The sequence below is a fragment of the Sodalis sp. dw_96 genome (genome assembly GCF_018449575.1).
In the GTDB taxonomy this organism is placed as follows: domain Bacteria; phylum Pseudomonadota; class Gammaproteobacteria; order Enterobacterales; family Enterobacteriaceae; genus Acerihabitans.
Genome location: NZ_JAAVUT010000005.1, coordinates 236,011 through 262,904 on the forward strand (window position 1 = coordinate 236,011; position 26,894 = coordinate 262,904).

The following is a 26,894-nucleotide window of genomic DNA, read 5'->3' on the forward strand; positions in this document are numbered from 1 at the left end:
CGCCATATGAACTAAAAAAATATTTAGCGCAACCCTTCTAGGTAAAACAGAATGCTATGCTACAAATGTAAGGTTGTTATAAATAGAGTCATCAAAGTGCATATCCAGTAATACTGCCACGAACAGCGGATCACCAACATCAGTTTGACACTTAATTGCATGACCCAGCCCCAACGACTCTCCCTGGTGCTTTCATTATGATCAGGCCCTTCGGACAATTCTCCTACAATTATTTCAGCAGGGTGTTTTTTTCACCCGGGCTTACAGAAAGGCTTCAAGTTCATTGGAGGTATCTTCCTAACAACGCCAGCAACGCTGTTATTTTTTCATGCATGAGTGCAGGATTTTTTTGCTCTCGTCATTCAAACGCATTGCATTTCCGGCTCATTATTGGAGCTAGGTAGGTTGAAAGTTTGACCTTTAGCTTTCAAAATAATCAGATATTTTAATAGGCGCCATCTCGTCTCAATACAACATTTATCGTTTTAAATAAAATGGCAATATCATTCCAAAGCGACCAGTTTTTAACATACCACGCATCAAAATAAACTCTAACATCGTAATCGACATCATTACGGCCACTAACCTGCCACAAACCCGTCATACCCGGCTTCGCCATGAGATAGTAATCAGCATCACCTGCATAACGCTCAAGTTCTTTTTCAATGACAGGTCTCGGGCCCACCAAACTCATTTCCCCTCTAAAAACATTCCACAATTGGGGCAATTCATCAAGGCTGGTTTTTCTGATAAATTGCCCAACTTTCGTTATCCGGGGGTCATTTTTAAGTTTGAAATCTTTATCCCATTCTTTCCTAGCCTCTTCATCATTTTCCAACAGATGGGTGAGCACTTCCTGTGAATTTAAAACCATTGACCGAAATTTAAGACAGCTAAATTTTTTCCCATTTAATCCCACTCTTTCATGGCCATAAATAGGACTGCCCCCGTCTCGAGAGACTTGGTAAAGTATAAATATTATTACAGGTGATAAGAATAACATGATCATCGCAGACCCAAAGATGTCAAAAGCGCGCTTAAGAAAACGCGAAGAACGTTTTGCAAGATTATTACTGACCCTTAATATCATGACTTCATGACTAAATATAAACGACATATCGGTACCGTATAATGGTACACCACGGAGAGTTGGTATAACAGATACAGAGCGGCAATCATGCTTAGCCAGATTTTTTAACCAATAATCCCTGTCAGCGTGCTGTTCAAATTCAACAGCAACGATAAATTGAGTATTATCCGTATCAACCATTGACCACAATTCTGATTCATCTTGAAGAATTTGTTTGTCGAATAAGGTTGATTTATCGTGATTTCCCACAGTGTAGAATGCAATGACATCAAAACCCAATATCTCTTCACTCTGCAAGGCAGAATAAGCGTCGCAGGCATTTTTACCGGAACCTATAATAATAGTTTGCTTTTTCCAAATACCGGCCCAGTTCAAGGTACGCTTTACGATGGCTCGGCCAATAGGAACAAGCAGACTCGCGAAAACCCAGGTCAAAAACCAGACATATCTGGACAATTCCCATTTAGAAAAAGCAACTATAGCGAGATCTATAACCGAAAATATAATAATCGTTCTCAATACTTCTTTTAGCTCAAACCAAAAAGGCTTCCTATATGTATAATGCCGTAGTCGAGTCCAAAACCATGAGACGCAGACGACCGAAAGTATAATATGGGAATAATATCTAGCATGCATTTCATCCCTTGGCACAAAGGCATAAAGGTCATCTGTCGTTAGATCTAATATAGTTAAAGCTAAAACTAAAGAAATAATAAGGAAGAACAAATCTGAAAATGCCAAAGATATTTTTCCTATAACTGAATGAACAGAACTATTATTTTTACTCATATGATGCTCTTTTTCATAAAAAAAATTTGGGCGCACAGTCATATTGAGAACCACCATATTTTTAGATACCATGAAATGAATCTTTTTGCCGTGGCCATAGCTTATATTTATCTTGCAATCACATTATTTAAAGTGTAGAAATTTTTTTGAAAAATTATAAAGTCAGACAGGTAAAAAATCCAATTTCCGAAAGAAATTTTTTCACATAAAGGTACTTTATCCTAATCATGTTCATGACATTTCGCATTTCGAAATAAAATTTATTAGTTCATAATCGAAATTGATGTACTTGACAGATACCCGACATATTAATGTAGGTTGGTATATTAAATGGATGATAACACTAGCTTCTTAAAATATATTCTCATTGTTAACTTCTTGATAGTAAACATATATCTTTTGTTTTCTGTTTCAACGAAAAATCTCTCGATACCTGTTCTCTAACGCGCCGCCCTTACCTAATAAGCGCACGCAGTTTAAGACAATAACATGCCAATTTCCGATCAATCCAATCCGGTGCATAAATATCTAAATTATCAGTTAAATAAGGTCAAGGTTGTTTTATTAAAAAACTTTAAATGGAATAACTTTGTGTAAGTATATGGACTTTGACATTAGCTAAAAAAATACAGAGGTTATTTATCAAGAATAAAAGTTAATAAATTTCAAGTCTCAAAAGATGTCTTAAAGACTCGCTTACTTGCCCAACTTCAGTATGCAAGAATTTAATGCTGAAGCCCAATCCGATGTATTGATGCCGTAACTATTAATCTTTTCGCAACATAGGGTTGAATACGATGGACGCTGCGCAGCCGTAGGATAATCTGCAGTACTTATACCTTTAATTATCGGTCTATGGCTAATTAATTTCAATGTATCGGCAGTAGCTATAATTTCATCTGTGAACTCTTTCCATGAAACTTCACGGTCCCCACAGAAATGATAGATGCCACTAGCATTCTTGCAGTAGAGTTGGATTATCGCCTGGGCGATATCTCCGGCATAAGTGGGGCAGCCTCTCTGATCATCAACAATATTCAGACTTTCCTGCTCACGGGCTAGACGCAGTATAGTTTTGACAAAGTTATTACCATATTCACTAAAGACCCAAGCAGTACGGATAATTATAGCTTGAGGATAAACTCGTTGCAGAGCCATTTCACCTTCGAGCTTAGTCGCTCCGTACACGCTAATTGGATGTGTTGCATCGGTTTCTTTATAAGGTAACGAAGATGAGCCGTCAAAGACATAATCTGTTGATACATGCACAAAACCGGCATTAATGCGCTTGGCGGCTTTAGCAAGATTTTCCGGACCCACAACGTTGATAAGCCGGGCAAGCTCGGTTTCAACCTCAGCTTTGTCCACGGCGGTATAGGCCGCCGCATTGACAATCAAATCAGGATGAAATCGATCTACAGTCTCTTTGACCTGTTGGAAGTCGGTAATATCAAGTGAATCGCTATCTGTGGCCACTATTTGCCAGTCTGTAGGTACGCGATCCTGAAAACAACGGCCAAGCTGGCCATTAGCACCGGTAAGTAATACTCTCATATTCACAGATCCTTCAAATATTTGCCAAATTTATCTTTTTCAGACAAAAGGGGGTCTGTGACCGGCCAATTGATTCCCACTGCTGGATCATTCCATAATAAACATCCTTCATGCTGTGGGTTATAATAATCAGTACATTTATATTCAAAATCCGCTACGTCTGTTAGCACAACAAAGCCATGCGCCAATCCAGGGGGTATCCAGAATTGCTTCTTATTTTCTTCTGAAAGAATTACTCCCTCCCATTGTCCATAAGTCGGAGAATCTCGGCGAATATCTACCGCCACATCAAAAACTTCACCGCGCACAACCCTGACAAGCTTGCCTTGCGGATTGATCTTTTGGAAATGCAAACCGCGCAGTACATTTTTTGAGGATCTTGAATGGTTATCCTGAACAAAATCCAGATCTACACCTAACAGCGACCGGTAGCGCTGTTTTTCAAATGTCTCCAAAAAAAATCCCCGCGCATCGCCAAAAATTTTTGGCTCGATGATTTTCACATCATCAATTTTTGTATCATGTACTTTCATTAAAATTTTTCCCCAGCAATTTGAATCAAATATTGGCCGTATTCGGTCTTAATCATTAGCTGCGCTTCTTCCAGAACTTGTTCTTTGTCCAGCCAACCTCTTTTAAAGGCAATTTCTTCCAGACAAGCCACTTTGAAACCCTGACGCTTCTCGATAGTATGGATAAACACCGAGGCTTCAATCAGACTTTCATGTGTACCCGTATCTAGCCAGGCAAAACCACGACCGAGTAGCTCAACGCTCAACTGATTTTGTTTTAAATACATTTCATTAAGCGTGGTAATTTCTAATTCGCCTCGTGAGGAAGGTCTTACCTTCTTAGCCAGTTCAACAACCTGCCCATCATAAAAATAAAGCCCGGTAACCGCCCATTCGGATTTTGGCCTTAGGGGTTTTTCTTCAAGTGACAATACGCGGAATTGATCGTCAAATTCCACTACACCAAAACGCTGGGGATCAACAACATGATAACCAAAAACTGTGGCGCCAATGGTACGGGCTGCCACATTTTCTAATTTTGCACCGAAGCTTTGGCCAAAATAGACATTATCACCCAAAACTAATGCGCAGCGATCGCCATTAATAAACTTCTCACCGATCAGGAAAGCTTGAGCCAACCCATCAGGACTTGGCTGGATAGCATAGGTAAAATTAACGCCAAAACGACTACCGTCACCAAGAAGGCGTTGAAAAGATGGCATATCCTCAGGAGTTGAAATGATTAATATATCTCGGATACCAGAAAGCATTAATACCGAGATAGGATAATAAATCATCGGCTTGTCGTATAGGGGCAATAATTGTTTAGAAACTCCACGGGTGATAGGATATAAACGCGTGCCCGTACCGCCGGCCAATACTATACCTTTCATAAAAATCACCTTTCCCTTATGTATTAATTTAAGCCGAGACGCTCACCGGAATAAGAGCCGTCCTGAACGCGTTGCCACCAAGTCTGGTTATTTAAATACCATTCAACAGTTTTACGCAGCCCGCTCTCAAATGTTTCAAGAGGCTGCCAGCCAAGTTCTCGCTTCATCTTGGCACCATCAATGGCGTAACGCAGATCATGGCCGGGACGATCGGTTACATAAGTGATAAGGTCTGCGTAATGGTTGATACCACTAGGCTTAGATGGTACCAACTCATCAAGCAGGCCACAGATTGCCCGCACCACATCAATATTCTTGCGCTCGTTATGGCCGCCAATATTATAGGTTTCACCCACTACACCGGTAGTGACAACCTGATAGAGCGCGCGAGCGTGATCTTCCACATATAACCAATCACGGATTTGCGCACCGTTGCCATATACCGGCAACGGCTTGCCAGCAATAGCATTAATAATGGTGAGAGGAATGAGCTTTTCTGGAAAGTGATAAGGGCCATAGTTATTGGAGCAGTTGGTCACCAGGGTCGGCAGGCCATAGGTGCGATGCCATGCGCGCACCAGATGATCACTGGATGCCTTTGACGCTGAATATGGGCTGCTAGGGGCATAGGGAGTGGTTTCTGTAAATAAATCATCGGTATTTTGCAAGTCGCCGTAAACTTCATCAGTGGAGATATGATGAAAACGAAACGCGGTTTTTCGTGCGGCGTCCAAGCCAAGCCAATACTTACGGGCAGCCTCCAGCAGGGTATAGGTACCCATAATATTCGTTTCCATGAATGCCGATGGGCCGTCTATAGAACGGTCTACGTGGCTTTCCGCGGCCAGATGCATTACAGCATCAGGTTTGTGCTGTGCGAAAGCTCGATCCAAGTCGGCGCAATTGCAGATGTTGGCAAGTTCAAATCTATAGCGGGCATCATATCTGACATCGGCAAGCGATTCCAAATTGCCGGCATATGTAAGGCAATCCAACACCAGTACATCATCTTTGGTGTCCATAATTATATGTCGCACTACTGCCGACCCAATAAATCCGGCGCCGCCGGTAACTAATATTTTCATTTGAAATGGATCCCTTGATTATTTTTAGGAATTGCATTTAATGCTTATATTAATATTTCTTTTTATTTAGCACTGGTGATAAAAACTCTGGTAAACATAAAACTAAACAGACGATTAATAATAAAATATATGTGAATATTAAACATCGTAATGTGTTGTTAAGCGCTATATTCTGGTCTTGCACTGATATACGTTCAAAAAAATCTGCCGCTAACTTCTTAGTAATGTAAGCAACGCTGCCGTTTTTTCACGCATAAGTGCAGTATCTTTTTTACTCTCTACGTTTAAACGTACCACCGGTTCTGTATTTGAGCTACGGAGATTAAAACGCCACTCGGGAAACTCCAGACTAATCCCATCAGTATGGTCCACCGCCAGGGCATCAGGTGAATACTTTTCCAGTACGCGATTAATGGCAGATTTGGGATCGCTCAAGGAGCTGTTTATTTCTCCGGAAGCGGGATATGCCGCCATCCTATCATTTACTAATTCCCCTAATTTTTCATATTTAAGTGTTAACAATTCAGCTACCAATAACCATGGGATCATACCGCTGTCGCAATATGCAAAATCACGGAAATAATGGTGAGCGCTCATTTCACCACCATAAATGGCATCTTCTTTACGCATGCGCTCTTTTATAAAGGCATGTCCGGTCTTGGACATCACCGGGGTGCCCCCGGCAGCGGTGACGATATCCACCGTGTTCCAGCTCAAACGGGGATCATGAATGATTTTTGAGCCAGGATGCTTTTCCAGGAAGGATTGCGCCAATAAACCGACAATGTAATACCCTTCTATAAAATTGCCTTTTTCATCGAATAAAAAGCAACGATCAAAATCGCCGTCAAATGCTATACCAATATCCGCATTGTGCTTGATGACCGCGTCGGTAGTATCTTGTCGACATTCGGGCAATAGCGGATTAGGGATACCGTTGGGGAAAGTACCATCCTGCTGATGATGCACCTTAATAAATTCCACCGGGGCACCGACCATTTTGAATCGCTGTTCTATGGCATCCACCACATGTCCCGCCGCCCCGTTACCCGAATTAATCACTAATTTCATGGGACGTCTAAAATTATTGATATTGACATAACCCAGCAGATGATCGACATAGGCATCAAGAACTGAAATAGTTTTATAGCCGCCCCGCTTGCACTGATCAATTTCAGGGTACACATTTACTTCCGCCAAAAGTTGGATATCCCGCAAACCAGTGTCTCCACTGATGGGCCTTGCCCCCTCCCGGACTAATTTCATGCCGTTGTAATTGAGTGGGTTATGGCTGGCAGTCACTTCAATTCCACCATCGACTCCGAGATAAAAGGTTGCAAAATAAATTTCTTCGGTTCCGCTCACACCTATATCCAGCACATCAGTACCGGCATCACGCAAACCGTCAGCCAACGCCAGTTTTAACGACTCACTTGTGAGACGGACATCACCACCTACCACCATGGTTTTAGGCTTAAGGAGTTCACCGTAAGCTCGGCCGATGCGATAGGCAATATCTTCATTGAGTTCTTCACCCAGTTTCCCACGGATATCGTAGGCTTTAAAGCAAGAAAGCGCAGCCATGGTCTAATTTCCTTGTATTTTAAAAAAGGCCGTAATGATCTTTTATTCGTATAATATCGTCTTCGCCGAGGTAGGAACCCGACTGAATTTCTAGCAACACAAGAGGAATATTGCCGGGGTTCTCAAGCATATGCACTGAACCGATAGGAATAAACGTGGACTGATTTTCCGTTATAAGATAGGACTTATCTTCAAGAGTTACCTTACCTGTGCCGGACAGCACCACCCAATGCTCGGCACGGTGATGATGCATTTGTAAAGAAAACATACCGCCAGGTTTAACCGTAATACAGTTGACGTTAAATCGAGCCTCGTTAACAATGACATCACAGCGTCCCCAAGGGCGGTACGATTCCCTGTGGCGACGAAACTCGCTGCGGTTATTTTTCTTAAGATAATCGACAACCTTTTTAACGTCTTGTACCTGGGATTTGTCGATCACCAGCACAGCATCCTTAGTATTCACAATCACTAAATTATCGACGCCTATTGCGGCCACTAGTTTTTCATCTGTATTGATATAACAATTGGAGGCATTATGCAGGAAGATATCTCCGGTCAGCGCATTGTGATTTTCGTCTTTCTCATTTACTTCCCATAACGCCGACCAGGAGCCTACATCGTTCCATCCAGCATCCAAGGGAACCACAACGGCTTCGTCAGTTTTTTCCATTACGGCATAATCAACCGACTCGTCAGGACAGGCGAGGAAAGCGGCTTTTTTCACGCGGATGAAATCCTGCGCTACATCGGGCTCCGGCGTTTCAATGGCTTTTTCACAAGCGGCCAGAATATCTGGCCGGAACTTACCCAGTTCGCTCAGATATACAGTCGCCCGGAACATAAACATGCCGCTATTCCAGAAATAATCTCCGCTGGTGATATAGCTCATTGCCGTGGCAGTATCGGGTTTCTCTACGAAACGATATACCTTATACACACCGTTACCACTGGTATCTAACGTCTCACCATGTTGAATGTAGCCGTACCCGGTTTCCGGACCGGTCGGCACTATACCGAATGTCACCAGCTTACCCAAGGTAGCATAAGGCAGGGCATGGTGAATGGCCTGATGGAATGCAGTAGTCTCATCTAAAACGTGATCAGCCGCCAGAACTAATAATATTGGGTCATCCCCATTAGCAGTAGCGTTTAATGCGGCAAGGGCTATAGCCGGAGCAGTATTACGGCCAAAAGGCTCAAGAATTATATTATGTGAAAGCTGTTTAATTTGACGTAGTTGCTCCGCTACAAGAAAACGATGCTCTTCATTGCAAATAACTAGTGGTTCTAGAATATTAAGTCCATTTAAACGAGATACAGTCTCTTGTAACATTGAAAGCTCGCCATGGAGTCGCAAGAATTGTTTTGGATAGAGTTCCCGGGACATCGGCCATAAACGACTACCGGTACCGCCGGCCATGATTACAGGAAGGAGCATTTTGTTTCCCTTAGTAGTCAGTAGAAAAAACGCAAATTAACAAGTTTGTTGATATGAAACATAATAAAAAAAAGACCATAAGACCAAATTGTTAATCTCTCATAATGAATTTTAGCTTTGTCAGCTCTAAGCATAAAATACAAAATAAAAACGAAATATATAGTCTTAGAAAAAATCTAATCCAATTTTTTTGAAAAGTATTACTTTAATACTAATAACTAAAACAGACTAAAACATTTAAAATGCGAGGAGGTAAAATAAAAAAATTAAAATACTCTATAAATTAATCATTTTTGCAGGAACTATGACGCTATTTTCTTTAAGATTTTTTGTAACGATAGCTCCTGCACCCACTATACAATTATCACCTATTATAATATCACCAATGACGCAAGAATTTGCACCAAACTGCACATTATTACCTATTTTTGGTGAACCACTCAATATATTCTTTTGCCCAATTTTATTTCCAATAGTAACCCCTTGTCGTAAAATACAATTCTCTCCTATCACAACCTCAGGATGAACAACAAGACCAAAACCATGATAAATTAAAAGCCCTTTGCCAATTCTTGTTTTAGGATACAAATCGCAAGAACAAATACACACCGAAAAAAATCTGAAAAACAAAAAAAACAATATATATAACGGCAATAGAAAAGAATAAAAGATACTCTTTTTTATTTTTGAGCGTAAAAAATGGGTGATTCTGAACAATATTAAAAGCATTATAATATGCTTCGAATCATTTACTTTTATTTCGTAGAAAATAGTTGAAAATGTTTCTTTAAAAGTTTCCATTACATATTTCCAGCATATTAAGAATATCGACGCATTAGAATAAAGATCAAAAAAAGTCATACAAAGCAATTTAAGCGTCAAAGACAAATAATTTGATCAGAAAATAATTGAAGTAAGTTTAATAAAATATATTTAAAGGTCATAACATAAACTTACTAGATTTTAAGAAAACTTCTGGATGTAATCTTTGATCAGTAAAACAAACAGCTAAAATTTCTCATAAATTTTTTTCCATAATGTTATTGGACTCAATTAGAAAATAATAATATTAATAAAAGCGCAAGTCTAAGATTTGAAAAATTCGTGTTAACTAGATAACTCTCCATTTATCTTTATCAACAGCCCAATTTTTCATAAATCTAAAATTAATGTAATTTTTTGATTATTAAGCAAAAAATAATTGATAAAACGCTAAATTACATTTTTAGACTCATATAATCCTCAAAATATACTATATTAGACCTTTTCATTTAATCATAAAAAAATCCTGAAGATATTAGTTTGATGGTTTAATGACTGCGCTCATTATGGAAAATCAATGCAATCAAGCATAAAGTTAACTATTTAAACGTGATCATCCAAGAATATTAAAAATAATCTTAGCTAATTCTCCTACGATGATCATATAGTATATCCTTACTCACACTTATCTAAACTAAGAAAGCAACAAAAAATGTCAAAAATAGTTTGATCTCAAAAAAAATTTTTACACTAAAATTCATAAATTTTTTTGAGGAATTAACAATTGTAACATCACTTAAATTACAGGGGATGTTGTTAATGAAAAATTATCAAAAAATGATTGTTCCCTCAATATTATATTTATTTAAAAGTTGTAAGTGAGATAATTTGCAAATAAGTCAACGAGCACAAAATCATAACAATCAATGAAGAGAAAAAGAAATAGAACGATATTTCTATTTTCTTTTTAATCAAATAAAAGAAATACAAAATACAAATAATGCATTCAGCAATAACAAAACAAAAGGTTATACTTAATGCCATTCTTTGATTCTCAAAGAAAAAACCAAAAATGCATGCGGAAATCATGTAAAACAAAAAGGCAAAAATGTTGGCTAACAATATGAAGTGCTGCCCACCTATCACTGCTATATAATTAGACAACGGACCATAAATAAAGACTATTAGAATAAACCATGATCCGACTTTAATAAGCGGATAAACATTCTGGTAATGGCTTAAGCCTAGCAAAGAAATTAAGTAAGGGAAAAGTAAGTATAGAAAAACTACAATTGCGAAACCAGGTATAAAAAAAGTAAAAAATATTTTTTTATCAAATTTAAAATTCACATCGCTAACGAATTTTGGCATGTATGCTGAAACTAATGAAGTTTGAATAAAGAGAGTGGGATTTATAAACTTAAACGCAGCGAGATAAAGTGCTAGGACTGACAAATTTGAAAAATGCTTGATATATAATACCCCTAGCTTATTATGCAAAGAATTAACCAAAAAAACAAAAATGAAAGATATTAAAACTTTTTCATAACGAAGCTTTGCATACAATAAAATCTTATTAATCTTTAACCAAACAAAAAGATCTTTTTGATATAACAACATATAAGTAAATGCAACAATGACGGCAGGTAAAAGCTGCACCATTACAACCTTTTCTACTGGGAGACGGAATATTTTTAGGCTCAGCCAAATGGTAAGAAGAGCTAATAACGCTGTCACAATATCTTTTATAATAAGTATTGTTCTTCTATTTTCGGCTAACATTTTAGTTTGAAGTGGAAGTGCAAAGGAAGTTAATACAAAAGAAACGGTTAAGCTCAAACTTATCAGCCAATTAACTCCATATAAAAAATAGAGAAAAACACTAAATACTGCAATATATAAGCTACCATTGAAAAATTGATATATAGTCAAACTATTTAAGTCAGCCTTATCATTCCTAAAGGACTGCAGATAAAAATTTCTAAATGCTCCTCCAACAACCATTTGTAATAAAATTAAAACCTCAAATGAAAGACCATAGTATCCATAATCAGATAAGGTAAGATTTCTCATGAGGATTATTTGCGAAAAAAAACCTATGGCCTGAGTTACAAGAGATCCACCTGCATACAAGGATGCCGTACCTAATATAGACTTATTCATGGTTAATTATATCAGCAAGGTTCTTAAGATTTTTTTCCCAGTCATTATTTTGCATCACATAATTTTTGCAAATAATTCCCGCATTAATCGTATTTTGGATGTTACTTATCGATGAATATAATATCGATACAAGCTGGGTTTCGTCCATAAAAATAAAACCCGCTGAATTACCAACGAGATCATCGCCGCCAGACTTTGGAGATAAAATCGGCATACATCCTTTCCAGCATGCCTCGACCAACGATATCGGATAGCCTTCTTGCAATGAGGTCATCAAAAAAATATGCGAATGGCCATATAACTCAGCAATCACTCTGATATCTGTAATGTATCCTTTAAAAAAGATTTTTGCAGCCAAATAAGGTTTGCTCTTAAGAATACCGGAATAATATAATTTGAACTCATCAGTTTCACCGCCTACGAAAAAAGCTCGCCACCCTAAATTTTCAGGTAATTCACTTAATGCTTTAATGGCAAGCTCAGCATTTTTTCTAGGATCTCCACATCTACCAATAAAAATTAACGTTGCCAACTTGGTATCTTTTTTTGTACTAAATTCACTAAACGCTGCTTTGAGGTCACTACTTATTCCATTAGGCATATAAATCGCCTTAATATTGTTACGAACAAAAAAATCATAGACAAATTTGTGCTCAACTAATGCATAATCAACTTTTTTAGCCAAAAAAATATTAATTGCCTTTTTAAGTAAATTGGTATCATTAAAAGGTTTAATCTTGTCACTGGAATCGCATTTGATTAATACAATGCTTTTTCTATTAAATAATTTAAAAAAAAATGCATATATCAAAGTATATTTTCTAAAATGGAAGAGTGATAAAACATCAATTTCCTTTGCATGTTTGATAATGTATAATAATATTGAAAAATATATATTAAAAAATTTAATATTGGCTTTGATATCGACGAGATTAAAGTTGCTAACTTTATCTATTTTATCAATCTTACCTTTGCGCCAAAGTTCAACTTCATAACCTAGAACTTTGTGAGCATTATAAGGTATCTGTCCAACGTCCTTTTGTAGATGGAACTCTTCATAACGCTCAAATAATGTGACCCATTTTTTTGTCATTTGCGCTTGGCCTTGAAAATTCATATTAAACATATCATATCTATTATTTACACATTAATTTCATTAATGTCATTAATTTTCTTTAAATATAATCTACATCTTGGGTGATAACCGATAAAGTAGGTTTTACATATTAAAAGAATTGAAAAAAAATCCAAAAAAAACAGAAATTTAAAAAATATTTTAATTAAAGATTTTACATTATCTTTCGATGGATAATGTTTTACAGTTAATACTAGATCATATAATCTTTCCCTTGATCGGGCTAAACTTGAGTCGCCTTCAATTCTTGACAAAGAGTGGTAGAGAGTTGATGATGATGAAATCATAAATCTTTCATTCATTTGTGTCACATTTCGCATACGTCTAAAGAAGCTAAAATCAACTCCGTATAAGGCAAAGTGGGTATCAAATAAATTTAGATTATGTTTTCTAAATTTTTCGACTAAATTTTTTGAAATTATTAGACCTGAGCCTATTGATGTAATAGATTTAGAGCAAATGATGCAATCTTTTATAACGGGTTTATCATCCACTAACGGGTAATATATTATGTCATTTATCAAAGAAGTGATTTTTGGCAATTCTAAATCATAAAATGTTTTTTGCTGATTGATCTGTTCAACGAAAGATTCAGTTAATGTAGTATCATCATCTAATAATATATATCTATCACCATCATTATGAGCAGTAATAAATGCATTATATGCAATACTTAAAGGCACATTTTCGATATGATTCTCTAGCTCTACATAATTAAAAATATCTTTTAAATTCAGTATTACCGCATTATCATTATCAATATTTTTTGGTCCGTTATTAAGAATAATCAATGAACAATTATTAAACTTATAATCTAAGAGAGATATCAGTGTCGTTGAATCCTTTGGCTCTTTGTTATATAAAACCACTAAAATATAGATAACATGGGTGCTTAATGAATTCATAAATTTGACCTATAGATGAGAACCTATTATTTCAATAAAATAACTAATAATAACCACTGAAACTTAGCGACATTCATGCTGAAATCCAATTAGCTATAGCATATGTGTACATTCATAATCATTAATAACATGTGATTGATTTAATTTAAAATAATAAAAATTAATGAGAAACATAAGATATCGCCTTCCATTTATTTTTATTATCAATTTTCACGTATGAAACACCTCCACCCTGCTCCAAATTTCCTATTTTACTAGTGACCTTGCCAAGTGGATAGCTAAATTCATGTGGAACATCCCATTTAATAACATTTTGCACATTCAAGTTACTAGTTGTAAATTCGCTTATACCATTATAATTGAATTGGTTACAACTCAAGTTTAAAAATTCAATTGCCGCACTGTCGTCTAAATTAACACTTTCAATATATCCACCATTAAAAATGGCTCTTGATTTTTTTCCACACTGAATAGAATTTATTTTACAATTACAAAAAGTGATTGCAAAGTAACTGTCTTGAGGAGCTGATAAATTAAGAATTTTATTAATGTTACAGTTATTAAATACATGGTCCCCACGATATTTTGCAGTTAAATTTATAGTATTAATGTCCACAAAATTGAAGTTAATATTTTTTGCGTTATAATGAAAATCCAGCATTTCTGAGATTTCACAATTTTCGAAAATATGATCTGAGGCAGCTAACAATCTATTTATTTTGGCGTTACATATAGTGTTTTTTGTCGCAGGTTCACTAAAGTACCACTCTCTACATCTAAACACATTAAATTCTGACAAGGTGCCAAAAGTTGTCGACAATATTCCATTTGAAGAATTTAACGTATTAATAGAACTATAGTCAGCATTAATATGAACAGACAATTCGTCAGTCACGACATTTATATTATCAGGGGTCTTTTTCAGAGGAGAAGCATCAAAAATAGAATGATTTATTATTGAATTACCTAATACAATGTAGATATTTTTATATTTCCTGCCCGATGGTAATTCAGAACCATCGTTTGTACTTAGAATGTAAGTTCTTTCAGCATGAATATTATCAATTACATCGCGTACAACATTGATATAAAGTGCATAATGGTATGCTTGTTCACTTTGTATGCTGATAATATGTGTTGCATTATGCGTATCCCCTTCGCTTCCTAGTTTTATTTGCGGAGATGTAATATTGCCGCAAAGCTCTGCAGAAAGTCTTTGAACTGTAGAGTCCCACACTGAATCTTGATATATGCCTATACCATTGAAATTAACAGTACGCAAATGCCCTATATTTAGCCAACTGCCTTTTATATATATACCATTCAATGATGATTCACGATTTAGAGAATGAATAGTAAGTATTCCATCAAGCGTAAGGCCATCGGCCCTGTTTTTATTCCATTTCCCCGGTAGCCCCATTGTTATGGCCCACTCACCATTAAAATGTGTTGAATCAACAATAAATATAGCTGAACTACTACATACAACTTTAGAAACATGTGATAAATCTAGTGTTGAACTGATTAACCATGGACCATTTGAAAAAATCACAGTTTTATTTTTAGATTCATTAACATAGTTTTGCATTCTAACAGTGACATCATTCTTTGCACCTGGCACACACCCAAAATGTTCAGGCAGCAATTGATCTGTAATACGTTTCCAGCGTCTACCTTTTTCAGTTACTATCACACTCCCGCCATTATCTATTGATTTAACATCAGCGGCATCATACCAAAATTCTCCGCCCCCAATGGCTCCATTGTCGATTTGTGACCATCCCGGATGATAACTTACAACATCTATTTTTTGCCCCAAAATACTTGGTTCAGTCAATCTCAGTTGATCTATATTCGAACATCGCCCTAATAATTTCAATCCATCCCTTTGTCTTAGAAGCAGAGGTAGGTTATTCATAGAGTTAGGTTCTTGCCAAATATCAGTATTAGTATTCACTTCTTTTGCTGTCTTGGACAAAACACTTTTATTATCGTCTGATGCCTTGCTATAGTTCACCTTTGATATGATTAGTGCGGCAGGAAGATAAAAAGCAAATCGAAATAATAGATTACGTTTTGAATAATCCGTAACAGGTTTTTTAATAGCGCGAAAAAAAATTCGGATATTCTTCATGGTATTCTCATCAATAATGTGAAAGGATTTTAAGGTTATTAATGCTAATGATTACCACATCAATAATTCAAGGCGCTTTAAAAATACCCCAGAGAAATCCAACTATGGTCTTAAAAATACAATTTAATACCAAAGAACATTTATTTGCATTCCAATCATCAGTACGTACATTGGGAACATAATCGATACTGTTGCGTGCACTTACTTGTCATAAATTAGTCAAACTGATTTTGCCATTAGATGATAATCAAAGTTAACCATATATCGTTAAAATAATTTTCATTAAATGGATGATTGCCGCCTAAATCCAAACATCCCCAATGCATATTTAGCAATGGCATCAATTTGGAAAGGCTTATTTTCCAGATCAAGTTAATTTTTTTTACTAATCTTGTATTATAATTAAAAAAAATCTTTATCCACGAGTATTTAGCCAAGATCAAGGAGATAAATATATATCCATATTTAAAAAACTTTATTAATTTTTGATTTTTGATTTTTGATTTTTTCAAGATAAAACAATTTATTTATCTCCATAAATAGGAGCGTTTAAAATTTAGTATACCAATTATCGCAGTAAAGAAAATATATCTGATATGAAGAAAAAACTAGTAAGACTCAAATGAATTCAAATATTTTATTTTATAAAACGAGTAGACGTATCTAACAGATTATTATTTATTCCTACATAATTATTTTTTGGCTTAATTATGGTGATACATCTATTCTGCAAAGCAAAACACTTAAAATCTGTGCCCAAGTTCTTAAAATTTTTAGCAAATATCCTTAGATGCATGTTGAACAAACTCTATGGTTATTGAAAATAGAGTTTTTCATTATAACTGGGGATATACCATACTTCCAATAAAAAATTCTATTCTGAAAATTCATATAATCCTCGTATGCATTATGATAACCTGGTAATTAATTAGTTTTTATAAGAAAATGATATTGTACTAACTGTATATTTATTGATAATTAAACTTTTAAAATGATTCAAAAGTTGATAATTCATAAAAATTAAAAAAACTTTACCTGGTGATAACTTCAAATCAATTTTGTTTAATTATGAAGTTAATATTAGGAAATTTCTAGAATTTAATAAACACTCTCCAAGTTGATTTTTTTACTTACATTTTTCAAGCGACCAAACTCACATGCGGTAAAATTTTCAATAACAATATCTCATTTGATATGTAAAATTCTTATGGGAAATACCTTCTCGTTAAAAATGCTTAATACTTTATTTTTTTGGAGTCTTGAAATAAATTCCATTTATTTTCAATATAATCTTTTATCTCATGATGGAATCTTTCTTCAGAAAATTTCATAGCGTTTTGCCTGCAATCAATTGCTAAAATTTTGCATTCATTCTCAATAAAGAAATTAATTGCTTTCGCCAACGATTCATTCGTTTGTTTAGCAAAAAAAATGCCGGTTGGTCGTTCAACTCCTATCGGTCTAATAGTTTCAAGGGCTCCACCCTTACCATATGCAATCACAGGGGTCCCACAAGCTTGAGCTTCAACGGGGGATATACCGAAATCTTCTTCTGCAGCAAAAATAAATGCTTTGGCTTTTTTCATGTAATCTGTGAGTATATCATCGGATTGATAACCTAAAATTTCCACATTCTTAGTTGCAATTTTTTTAATTTTTTGCATCTCTGGGCCATCCCCAATAACTACTAGTTTTTTATCAGGCAGTTTTGCAAACGTTGATACAATCAAATCCATTTTTTTGTATGGCACCATTCTGGAGGCTGTTAGATAAAATTCTTCCTTCTTTTCATAAAGGTTGAATCTATCTACATTTACAGGCGGATAGATAACATCAGCAACCCTTCCATAAATTTTCCATATGCGTCGCGCAATAAACTGGGAATTGGCAATAAAATGGTCAACACTATTGACTGTGCGATAGTCCCAAATCCTCAATTTATGTAAAAAATATTTCGCTAATAAGCTCTTCAACCCTCTTTGCAAATTTGATTCTGTTAAATATTGATGTTGAAGATCCCATGCATATCTGATAGGTGAATGTACATAGCTTATATGTAATTGATCTGGACCTGTAATCACACCCTTCGCAACAGCATGGCTTGAAGATAAAATGACATTATATTCTGACATATCTAGCTGTTCTATCGCTAAAGGCATAAATGGTAAATACATTTTGTATTTTGTCTTTACAAACGGAAATTTTTGAATATACGTTGTATTAGCTCTTCTTCCTTGAAGTTTTTCTCTGTCAGTATTAGACAAAAAGTCAATCACAGAATAAAGCTCTGAATTAGGAAATATTTTTAATAGTTCACTTAATACTTTTTCGCCGCCACCATAAGTTATAAGCCAGTCAGCAACCAATGCTAAATTAATTTCTTCCATTTTTAATTCCAAATAAGACTTGTTCGATTGAAGTTTCAATTTTCTTGGCAGTTATATCCCAAGTAAATTTTTCAGCTTGCTTTATTCCTTTTTTTATCATTGTAGCCCTTAAAACATCATCGTCAATAACTCGGTTTAAAGATAACGCTATTTCTTTAGTATCTTCAGGATCAACTAAAATTGCTGCATCTCCTGCAATTTCAGGTAATGAACTTGTATTAGATGTTATTACCGGCGTACCACATGCCATGGCTTCAATGACCGGCAAACCGAATCCCTCATATAGTGATACAAAAATCAATACTAAAGCTCCTTTATATAAGGCCGGAAGCTCATCTTCTTTAACAAAACCTGTAAATACAACTTTGTCTTCTGCATCTAATTCATTTATTAATAGTTCAAGCTCCTCAGTTTTCTCACCAGTAAATACAAGCTTAATTCCATTTGGAAGATTGGCCTCGACAAAGGCGCAGATTGTCCTTTGTTCATTTTTGTGAATTTTTCTATTACTTACACATAATACATAGTCATATTCAAAGCGATGTAGAGTCACTTTTAGATTAAATGCTGGTGACACCCCATTCCCAACATTGACGATTTTATTTGGATCGATACCCGCCCATGATATGATTTTTTGTCTTGAAAAGTCTGAGACAGTAAATATAAGTTGTGCTTTTTTGCAACCACGTTTAATAAATAAATTGTAAAATAATTTTTTTAAAATGCTTGAATTTTCTGGTCTGTCAAGATGATTCAAATCATGAATGGTAAAGGCATAAGGTTTAGATGAAAAAAAAGGAGGTATATATCCAGGAAAAAAAATAAAGTCTGCAGGAACAAAAGGTATCTTTATTGAAGTTTTAAAAGGATCTAAGGGAGATATAGGATCACCTGCAAAATTTGCGCTTTTATATTTTGCAATTTTAAATATTTCATTAGAAAAAGTTCCTATACCTCCAAATCCCTGCCATCTATTATCAAAAACAATTTTTTTATTCATAATGCTCACGCCTATATAAACTATAAAAACCTAAGTAAAACCAGGGATAGACCATGTATAATTGCGCACCAAAAATAAAGGGAATAATAAACAATATTGCAAAAATCAAATGCTGCCCTTTAAATTCAAAATATTTCCAAATTGCCAAAATAAAAAGAATTAAACCTATACTTCCATTTTCTATTAATAAATTAAAAAAGCCACCCAGGCCAGTAAGATCCCATGTAGATACTACTGGGAAAGGCCCTCTATATTGTGGATCATTTCTTACGAGAGAATAGGCACCCAGTCCAACACCAACATAAGGATTATCTAAAATTATATTGGGCCCAATATATGTAGCTGCTATTCGGCCCATAACTAATGATGGATCATCACCACGTTCGTTAAGTGACTCGGAAATGTTATTTAATTCATTTATATAACCTTCACTCACTTTTAAGAGTATAAATGCTCCAAAAGCTATCCCAACTATCACCATAGTGAGAAACCTAAATATATTGCGTGGCCTTGTAAAGCTTCTCAATAAGGGGTATTTGTATACTACTATCAAAAAGAAAAAAACTGCTAGTGAAGCAAACCCAGCTTTTGATTGCGTCAAAAATAATGCCACTAGAAGAATTGCATAAAATATTTTCCGTTTAAAGAAGATTGCCTCAAGAAAAAAAAGTGTGCTTAGAAATAACCCGTATGGCCCTCCTTCCACGTAAAATGCTCTGAGCCGATGAGAGGGTCCATATGAGACAACATTTGTTCCTAAGGTGAAATCAGCTATGAATAAAAAAAGGATTGCCAGAGTGAATATAATATTATAATTTATAAATCTCCTAACCATAATATCTAAACTAATATTATATATTCTGGCTAAATTGAAGGGGACGCTTGCAACTATAATGCATAACATCAATTCTATAAATCTAACAATCGATATTATATATTTGCTTTTTAAACCACCATAATCAAAATAAAAAATATCAGTATACGAGGCCTTGATCATCGATAAAATTAAAAACAAGACAAATACAGTTATAAAAATAAAAAAACGTGTTTCTATTTTACGTGTAAACAAGGGGAAAATGATTATCGCCATCAACTCCCATACCTTAACTGGACCAAATGTTACGTCAGTTAATTGGCAAGCAATAGCCGTTAAAAATAGAAGTGTGCTTGATATTGTAAAATTTTTTTTTGCATGTATAAATATCATCATCTCTCTTCTTTATTTTGAGAATAATAAACCGCTATAAACTCATCTATTTTTTCCGCTAAAGCTTGAGATTCCGACTCTTTATCATTATTCTTGCCAATATAAGTATAATCGGAAGATAAGTAATCTTTCATTCCATCCCTGCGAGCTGCTATAACGGGAATATTCCGTTTTAATGCTTCCAACATAACCAGCGGAACCCCCTCATATTGTGATGGAATAACAACTATATCTTTATCATTTGCATCTTCCCAGAGATTTGATTTCCAACCTACAAAAATTGAATTGATTTTCTTTGGTAACTGTTTAACTAATTCTTTCAATTTTTTTTCATCAGGTCCGCTACCTACAAAAAAGACATTTACATTGTCATGTTTAATTTTACACAAGGCCTTTACTAATATATCCTGCCCTTTTTGACGAAAACTAATTCTTCCTGGCATTAATATGTTAAAGGAATTCTGTTTTTTTTCAAGCCTATATCCAACCCCACGTATTTCCGATATTGGGACGCTATCAACGAAGTTTTTTAACACCTTTATTTTAGCTTTGGGTTGTAATAGAAAAATATCGTTTTTAAAACATTCTGAGATAGTTATGTAGTTTTCACAATATCTATAAACAAGTTTGCTTAATTTGTCTTTCAAATAACCGAGTTTTGAACCCATAGATTTGAAACTGTGCGCATAAGGCAAATAAGATATTACGTTTATACCCTGTCGGTTTGACATTTTTAAAAAATTCGAGCCGATTTCAATATCGCCTTGAATTATAACTATTTTATCATACTTATAAATTAACGTATTAATAAATTTTTTGGTTTTGATTAATTTAGGAATATCTAAAAAAGTATGTAAAATTTCCAATTTAGAATGATTGATGTCATGTGTCTGAAATTCAATATTATTTTCCATACAGTAATTATGCAATTGCTTATTATTACTTGGTATTGAAATCTCAATATGAAGCTTTTTTTTTCTGAACCGATTTATATGAGCCAAAGCCATCAGTTCATGTCCACCCAATATTGACGATGTAAATATAGCTATAGCTTTTATCTCTAGAAGTTTCTTCATTGAACTTATCTTTTTTTTGTCAAAAATTCTATAAATAAAGTTATTCACTATAATTTATTATAATGAACAGTATATTTTGTTATAACCCACTATCAAACAACCACGGTTTTATCAATAAATATTATTGTTAATTATATAGATATTTTTTTATCTGAAATTTCGATAAACTAACAAGATTCCCCAAATACATATATTTATAAAGCTCTGATAATGTAAGGGCTTCACCTTTTGCCATTTTATAATTAACATACAAACTTTTTTTATTTTTTTCATTCAAGAGACTTTTGTGTTTTTTTAGAAATTGGTTATACCCTATATCAAGTTTATTACTTGTGGTGATCCTACCGTACTCATGCTCAAGGTGCTGTACATATGTCGCATTTCCTATATTAAATCCAACACCATAATTTAGACTTAGTCTTATCCAAGTATCATAGTCCTGCCAAGCTTTGAATGATTCATCGAAACCACCGATATTCCTTAGAGTACTTGTTTTCGTAAAAACTTGACTACCTACAATATTGTTGTAAAGAAGCTTATCTAACTTAATTTCACCTTTTTGAGTGTATCCTTCCTTTTTATGTTTTCCATAATCATAAATTATTCCAGACGATAAAAAACTATAGTTATTTCTCTCGAAGAAAGTGACAAATTTACTTATCCTATCAACACAAAATTCATCATCATCATCAAGCCCCGTTATGAATTCGCCGTTGGCATTATTAATTCCTAGATTTCTTGCTGAACAGGCGCCTTGAGCAATTTCATTACGAAGATAAATTATATTCCCGAATTTATTAGCATAGTCAGCGGCTAGTTCAACAGTATCATCCGTTGAGCCATCATCACATATCAGTATCTCAATATACTGATAATCTTGATTGATGACTGAATTTATGGCTCTTTCTAGGAGTTTAGCCCTATTATGGGTAGCTATATAAACTGATACCAATTTTTTGGTCATATTTTGTCTCAATTAAGATCCATTTTGGTGAGTCATAACCAATCGCTCTGTCGGTAATAATGTTGAAAGCTTTGGCCATAACAAGCTAATAATTGGTTGTATTGATAAGATACTTATTTTCTTCCAAAACATATATTTTTAATTAACAAAAAATATAACTTTGATATTTATCTATAATTTTTTAATTATTGCTCGACTGTTAATTATCGTTCGACTGATTGGTATTTATATTCATAATATCCATATTCATTATAATAATCGCTCGCTTTCTTCATCACTGAATTTATTATTACCCCTTTAATTTCCACCCCATTCTGATTGAAACGATTGATGCTAACTTCAATTTCTTTTAAGGTATTTACCGCATAACGTGCAACCATTAGAGACGTACCCGCATGCCTTCCCACAATAGCACCATCGGTTACAGCAAGTATTGGTGGTGTGTCAATCAAAATCATATCATACCTTGCTTTCACTGATTCAATCAGTGCTTCAAAACCAGCTCCCATGATAAGTTCTGAAGGGTTAGGCGGTACTTTACCTCTCGTAATCACGTCGACATCAGATACATCCGTTGCTTTGATTGATTCCTCAATACTGCATTGTTCAGACAAAATATCTGAAAGCCCATTGTCATTTTTTAACCCAAATATATTATGAATATATCCTTTTCGCATATCACCATCAATCACGAGTACTTTTTTCCCGGCTTGGGCCACAACTACAGCAAGGTTTGTACAAACAAATGTCTTTCCTATTGACGGACTTGCCCCGGAAATCATAAGAATATTATTCTTTGCCTCAAGCATTGCGAAATGTAAGCTCGTCCTCAAACTACGGATTGCTTCTACCGCCAAATCCCCAGGATTTCCGGTTGCCAGAAGTTCTCTATGTATTTCCTTTCTTATATTACCTTTTTTATCTTTTCTGAAGATAGCATGGTCCTTTTCTTGCTGCCATATGGAAAGAGGTATACTTGCATAGACACTTATACCGTTTTGTTCAAGTATTGCTGGGTTTTCAATTCCCTTATTGAGCATTGATTTGAGGATTACATAACCTAAAGAAATAATTATTCCGGCTATTAATGATAAAAGAACAATCAGCAATTTTTGCGGACGTACAATTCCAGGTAATGTTTTTGCCGTATCAATTATTCTCACATTTCCGACGGTACTTGCTTTAGAAATACTTAATTCTTGTTGCTTGTTAAGGAGTTGCATATACACAGCTTGACCAGATTCTACATCTCTTGTCAATCTCAATATTTCTTGTTGAGTTTTTGGCATAGCATTAATTTGTTTATTAAGGTTTGCCTTTTCGTCCTCCAAAATTTGTCTTTGTTCAATTAGCGTTCTATAAGCTGGATGTTCTTTAGTATATAATTTCGAAACTTCAGCTTCTTTAAATGTCAATTCATTCAATTGAGTATCAATATTAACAATTGAATCGAGTAAAGATTTAGCTTCCAATGATAAATCTACTGAGTCTTTTTGTTGCCTGTACTGGTTTAATTTGTCTTCGTCAGCATCTAAAGCAGACCGTACTTGAGGTAATTGTGTTTTAAGAAATATCAAGCTTTTTTCAGCTTCTTCAGACTTTCTTTCAATGTTTTGAAATAAATAGTTTGTTGTTATTTCATTTAATATGTTTTCTATCAAATCAGAATCTTGACCTGTCAATGTTAACGTCAATACGCCGGTATCCTTACCAACATCCATAACAGTAAGCTGCTGTCTTAATGTATTAATGGCGGACAAAAGTGATGTTTTACGTATAATGAAAGATGTTCCAGATTCAGCTGTAGTATTTTTAACTTGTAAAGAGATACTATTTTTTGTATTAAGTTCTCCGATTTTTCCTGAAAGTAAAATTTTATGATCTTTATCATAAAAATTATAATTTCCGTTATTTCCAATCGTAATAATCAAATCTTCATTAAAATAATTTTCTGGTATTGATAGTTCATTGATGTTGAGCACAGCTGGCTCTTTTCCTATGATTCGTGCCCAACCTTCACCAATCACAGGAAAATATTTTTGCCGGATAGATAAATCTAAATTTAATTCTTTAACCGTCTTACCTAATACCATTCGTGATTGAACTAATTCGATTTCCGCATCAGAACTTGGTTGTGCACTTGGTAAAACATTCGCTAAATCAGACATTAGGCTATTACCAACACTAGGTTCCACCTGCACCAGCGCATCTGCCTTATATATTGGTGTAGCAAATAGAATATATACAATCCCTATTATTAGACACAGCGATATTATGCTTATTATTATCCACCGATAATCGAGTAACATTCCTATCAATTTGCCGAGATCAATTTCATCTTTGCTATCGGTAGAAATATATGAAGTTTTAATTTTCTCAGACATTCTGGTCCCTGATTATTTTTGAGTTAGCATTTTCGCCCATTGGTGGGCGGAATCATTTATAAGACCATACACAAGCTCAAACATTTCGTCACTTTTGCGATATGGGTCTGGAATGTCGACTTGCTTAAGCCAATGACCAAAAAGCATAACCCTACCTCTTGACTCTGGAGCAATATTATATACGGCCTCAATATGTTTTTTTTCCATTACTAGTATAAGGTCGTTGCCTGTGCACAACTTCTGGGTCAGTTGTCTACCTTTATGATGCTCTATATTGATGCTGTGTGCTTTTGCTGCTAAAATTGCTTTACTATCTGCTGTATGATTTACTAAAGCCGAAATCCCAGCAGATGTGATTATTTTATTTGGCAATAGATGTTTTAAAATAAATTCTCCAGTGGGTGAGCGACAAATATTTCCCATGCACACAACTAATATTTTTTCGACCATTAACATCACCAATTGGCTCAGAAATCTGACTTTGAATCGCTTATATTTTTGGCACCGCTTATTGTCGGTATCAATTGATTTATGACTCTATTCCAACGTGTTACTGGTGCAGTGGTAACATACACTATATCATATGGTTGTAATTGAAACTCATTAGCTAATATGAGAGCCGTCGCATCGGATAGATCTAATTGATAAACATTAGCAATTTTACCTGTGCCCTGTTTACCATGCAGCGAACGTATAACAAATATTCCTGTAGCATCAGAAGTCGTTTGATCGAGACCTTGAGCATTTCCTAAAGCTTCAGTCAATGTCATTCCGCTTCTGTCCATTTTGAGGGTCGTCTGTTTTGTAACCTCACCCATAACAAAAACCTTTAGATCATCATTTCTTGGTACATAAAGAATGTCGTTTGGATAAAGTAGATGATTTTGCGAGAGATCACCATTTTTCATCAGAGCTTGCAATGAAATTGTTTGTTCTTTACCATCATGTGTCAGTACACTATTTCGCAAATCAGCATTATCGGTTAATCCCCCAGCTATGTTGATCGCGTCAATAATCGTTAAAGGCACATTTGTAATGGGCAGCTGTCCAGACTTCTGGACCTCTCCAGTAATGTATGCTTTTTGTGAACGGAACGCAGCAACAGTAACATCAACTTGAGGGCTTTCAATATATTGAGCTAACCTGCTACTTATTTCATTGCGGACTTCCGAAATTGTTCTATTTACTACTTGAACCTTACCTATATAGGGATAGAATATCGTTCCATCAGAACTCACCCAATTACCCGCATCTGACGCACTACGGTAAGTACCTGCCGGAGTAGTCAATTCAGGATGATCATAAACTGTAATGCTCAAAACGTCCCCAATGCCAATTTTATATACATAATTTTGGAGCTCGTGTTCAAGCTCAACATTGTTTTGGGCAATGATTTCTTTTGGTCTCATTTGCTCTAGAAGTGCAGGGGACATGGCAAATACATTCACAAAATGACCAATGTCATAATTTGAATCATCCTGTTTTATCACTTCTTTACCACTCAAGGTCAAATTTGAACCTGGAACCACCGTACAGCCACTGATCAAGCTTATAGACACCAAAAGCGGCATCAACTTAAGTTTTGTTTTCATCATTGAGTTATCGTCACTCTCGTTGTTGCTCGGCTAAAAAGCGTATCCATGTCTTTGATACCGCCTTCCGAAAGGGGGTTAATGCCAAAAAGGTCCCAAAACATCGCGCTATAGGTCAAGGTACTCCACTTGCAAGCGTTGATCCGCGTCATCGCCTCACATCTCTTAAAATGTCATTCACAGTAAAGTTAGAACTACTTGAGCAAATATAGCCTAAGAATACAACTATAAAACTTA

20 protein-coding genes are annotated in these 26,894 nt (G+C 35.1%); all 20 read right to left on the bottom strand.

Annotation, left to right across the window (positions count from 1 at the left end):
- Positions 1 to 445: 445 nt before the first annotated feature.
- Positions 446 to 1,879, bottom strand: a complete 1,434-nt coding sequence (wbaP, locus tag HB631_RS10785; RefSeq protein WP_213991219.1) for an undecaprenyl-phosphate galactose phosphotransferase WbaP — start codon at positions 1,877 to 1,879, stop codon at positions 446 to 448.
- A 696-nt stretch (positions 1,880 to 2,575) separates the two neighbouring features.
- Positions 2,576 to 3,433 carry a dTDP-4-dehydrorhamnose reductase gene (gene rfbD / locus HB631_RS10790; protein ID WP_213991147.1) on the bottom strand — a complete coding sequence of 286 codons (858 nt, stop codon included), beginning with the start codon at positions 3,431 to 3,433 and terminating at the stop codon, positions 2,576 to 2,578.
- A 2-nt stretch (positions 3,434 to 3,435) separates the two neighbouring features.
- Entirely contained in the window at positions 3,436 to 3,966 is a 531-nt protein-coding gene (gene rfbC, locus HB631_RS10795) for a dTDP-4-dehydrorhamnose 3,5-epimerase (RefSeq protein ID WP_213991148.1), read from the bottom strand.
- Complete coding sequence (rfbA, locus tag HB631_RS10800; protein WP_213991149.1) at positions 3,966 to 4,838, bottom strand: glucose-1-phosphate thymidylyltransferase RfbA; 873 nt, start codon at positions 4,836 to 4,838, stop codon at positions 3,966 to 3,968. The genes rfbC and rfbA overlap by 1 nt, the downstream gene beginning before the upstream one ends.
- Before the next feature lie 23 nt (positions 4,839 to 4,861).
- A complete protein-coding gene (gene rfbB / locus HB631_RS10805) occupies positions 4,862 to 5,923 on the bottom strand; it encodes a dTDP-glucose 4,6-dehydratase (protein ID WP_213991150.1) in 1,062 nt (353 codons plus the stop codon).
- A gap of 210 nt (positions 5,924 to 6,133) precedes the next feature.
- Positions 6,134 to 7,507, bottom strand: a complete 1,374-nt coding sequence (gene cpsG / locus HB631_RS10810; protein ID WP_213991151.1) for a phosphomannomutase CpsG — start codon at positions 7,505 to 7,507, stop codon at positions 6,134 to 6,136.
- 19 nt (positions 7,508 to 7,526) lie between these two features.
- Complete coding sequence (locus HB631_RS10815; RefSeq protein WP_213991152.1) at positions 7,527 to 8,948, bottom strand: mannose-1-phosphate guanylyltransferase/mannose-6-phosphate isomerase; 1,422 nt, start codon at positions 8,946 to 8,948, stop codon at positions 7,527 to 7,529.
- A 276-nt stretch (positions 8,949 to 9,224) separates the two neighbouring features.
- Positions 9,225 to 9,749, bottom strand: a complete 525-nt coding sequence (locus HB631_RS10820) for a serine acetyltransferase (protein ID WP_213991153.1) — start codon at positions 9,747 to 9,749, stop codon at positions 9,225 to 9,227.
- An 822-nt stretch (positions 9,750 to 10,571) separates the two neighbouring features.
- Positions 10,572 to 11,873: a hypothetical protein gene (locus HB631_RS10825; RefSeq protein ID WP_213991154.1), complete on the bottom strand. Its 1,302-nt coding sequence runs from the start codon at positions 11,871 to 11,873 to the stop codon at positions 10,572 to 10,574.
- Positions 11,866 to 12,999, bottom strand: a complete 1,134-nt coding sequence (locus tag HB631_RS10830; RefSeq protein WP_213991155.1) for a glycosyltransferase family 4 protein — start codon at positions 12,997 to 12,999, stop codon at positions 11,866 to 11,868. The genes HB631_RS10825 and HB631_RS10830 overlap by 8 nt, the downstream gene beginning before the upstream one ends.
- A 14-nt stretch (positions 13,000 to 13,013) precedes the next feature.
- Positions 13,014 to 13,913, bottom strand: coding sequence for a glycosyl transferase (locus HB631_RS10835; protein ID WP_213991156.1), 900 nt, complete (start codon positions 13,911 to 13,913; stop codon positions 13,014 to 13,016).
- Between the two features lie 160 nt (positions 13,914 to 14,073).
- Complete coding sequence (locus HB631_RS10840) at positions 14,074 to 16,047, bottom strand: hypothetical protein (protein WP_213991157.1); 1,974 nt, start codon at positions 16,045 to 16,047, stop codon at positions 14,074 to 14,076.
- 1,235 nt (positions 16,048 to 17,282) lie between these two features.
- Positions 17,283 to 18,434, bottom strand: a complete 1,152-nt coding sequence (locus HB631_RS10845) for a glycosyltransferase family 4 protein (RefSeq protein WP_213991158.1) — start codon at positions 18,432 to 18,434, stop codon at positions 17,283 to 17,285.
- Entirely contained in the window at positions 18,421 to 19,434 is a 1,014-nt protein-coding gene (locus HB631_RS10850; RefSeq protein WP_213991159.1) for a glycosyltransferase family 1 protein, read from the bottom strand. Before HB631_RS10850 ends, HB631_RS10845 begins: the two co-directional genes overlap by 14 nt.
- Positions 19,427 to 20,644, bottom strand: a complete 1,218-nt coding sequence (locus HB631_RS10855; protein ID WP_213991160.1) for an O-antigen ligase family protein — start codon at positions 20,642 to 20,644, stop codon at positions 19,427 to 19,429. The genes HB631_RS10850 and HB631_RS10855 overlap by 8 nt, the downstream gene beginning before the upstream one ends.
- Positions 20,641 to 21,717: a glycosyltransferase family 4 protein gene (locus HB631_RS10860; RefSeq protein ID WP_213991161.1), complete on the bottom strand. Its 1,077-nt coding sequence runs from the start codon at positions 21,715 to 21,717 to the stop codon at positions 20,641 to 20,643. Before HB631_RS10860 ends, HB631_RS10855 begins: the two co-directional genes overlap by 4 nt.
- A 127-nt stretch (positions 21,718 to 21,844) precedes the next feature.
- Complete coding sequence (locus HB631_RS10865) at positions 21,845 to 22,681, bottom strand: glycosyltransferase (RefSeq protein ID WP_213991162.1); 837 nt, start codon at positions 22,679 to 22,681, stop codon at positions 21,845 to 21,847.
- A gap of 203 nt (positions 22,682 to 22,884) precedes the next feature.
- The gene (gene wzc, locus HB631_RS10870) at positions 22,885 to 25,065 is read right to left on the bottom strand and encodes a tyrosine-protein kinase Wzc (protein ID WP_213991163.1); all 2,181 of its coding nucleotides are present in this window, start codon (positions 25,063 to 25,065) and stop codon (positions 22,885 to 22,887) included.
- Between the two features lie 12 nt (positions 25,066 to 25,077).
- On the bottom strand, positions 25,078 to 25,515 hold the full coding sequence (locus tag HB631_RS10875; RefSeq protein WP_213991164.1) for a protein tyrosine phosphatase: 438 nt from the start codon (positions 25,513 to 25,515) through the stop codon (positions 25,078 to 25,080).
- Positions 25,516 to 25,532: 17 nt separating this feature from the next.
- Positions 25,533 to 26,660, bottom strand: coding sequence for a polysaccharide export protein (locus HB631_RS10880; RefSeq protein ID WP_213991165.1), 1,128 nt, complete (start codon positions 26,658 to 26,660; stop codon positions 25,533 to 25,535).
- Positions 26,661 to 26,894 lie beyond the last annotated feature (234 nt).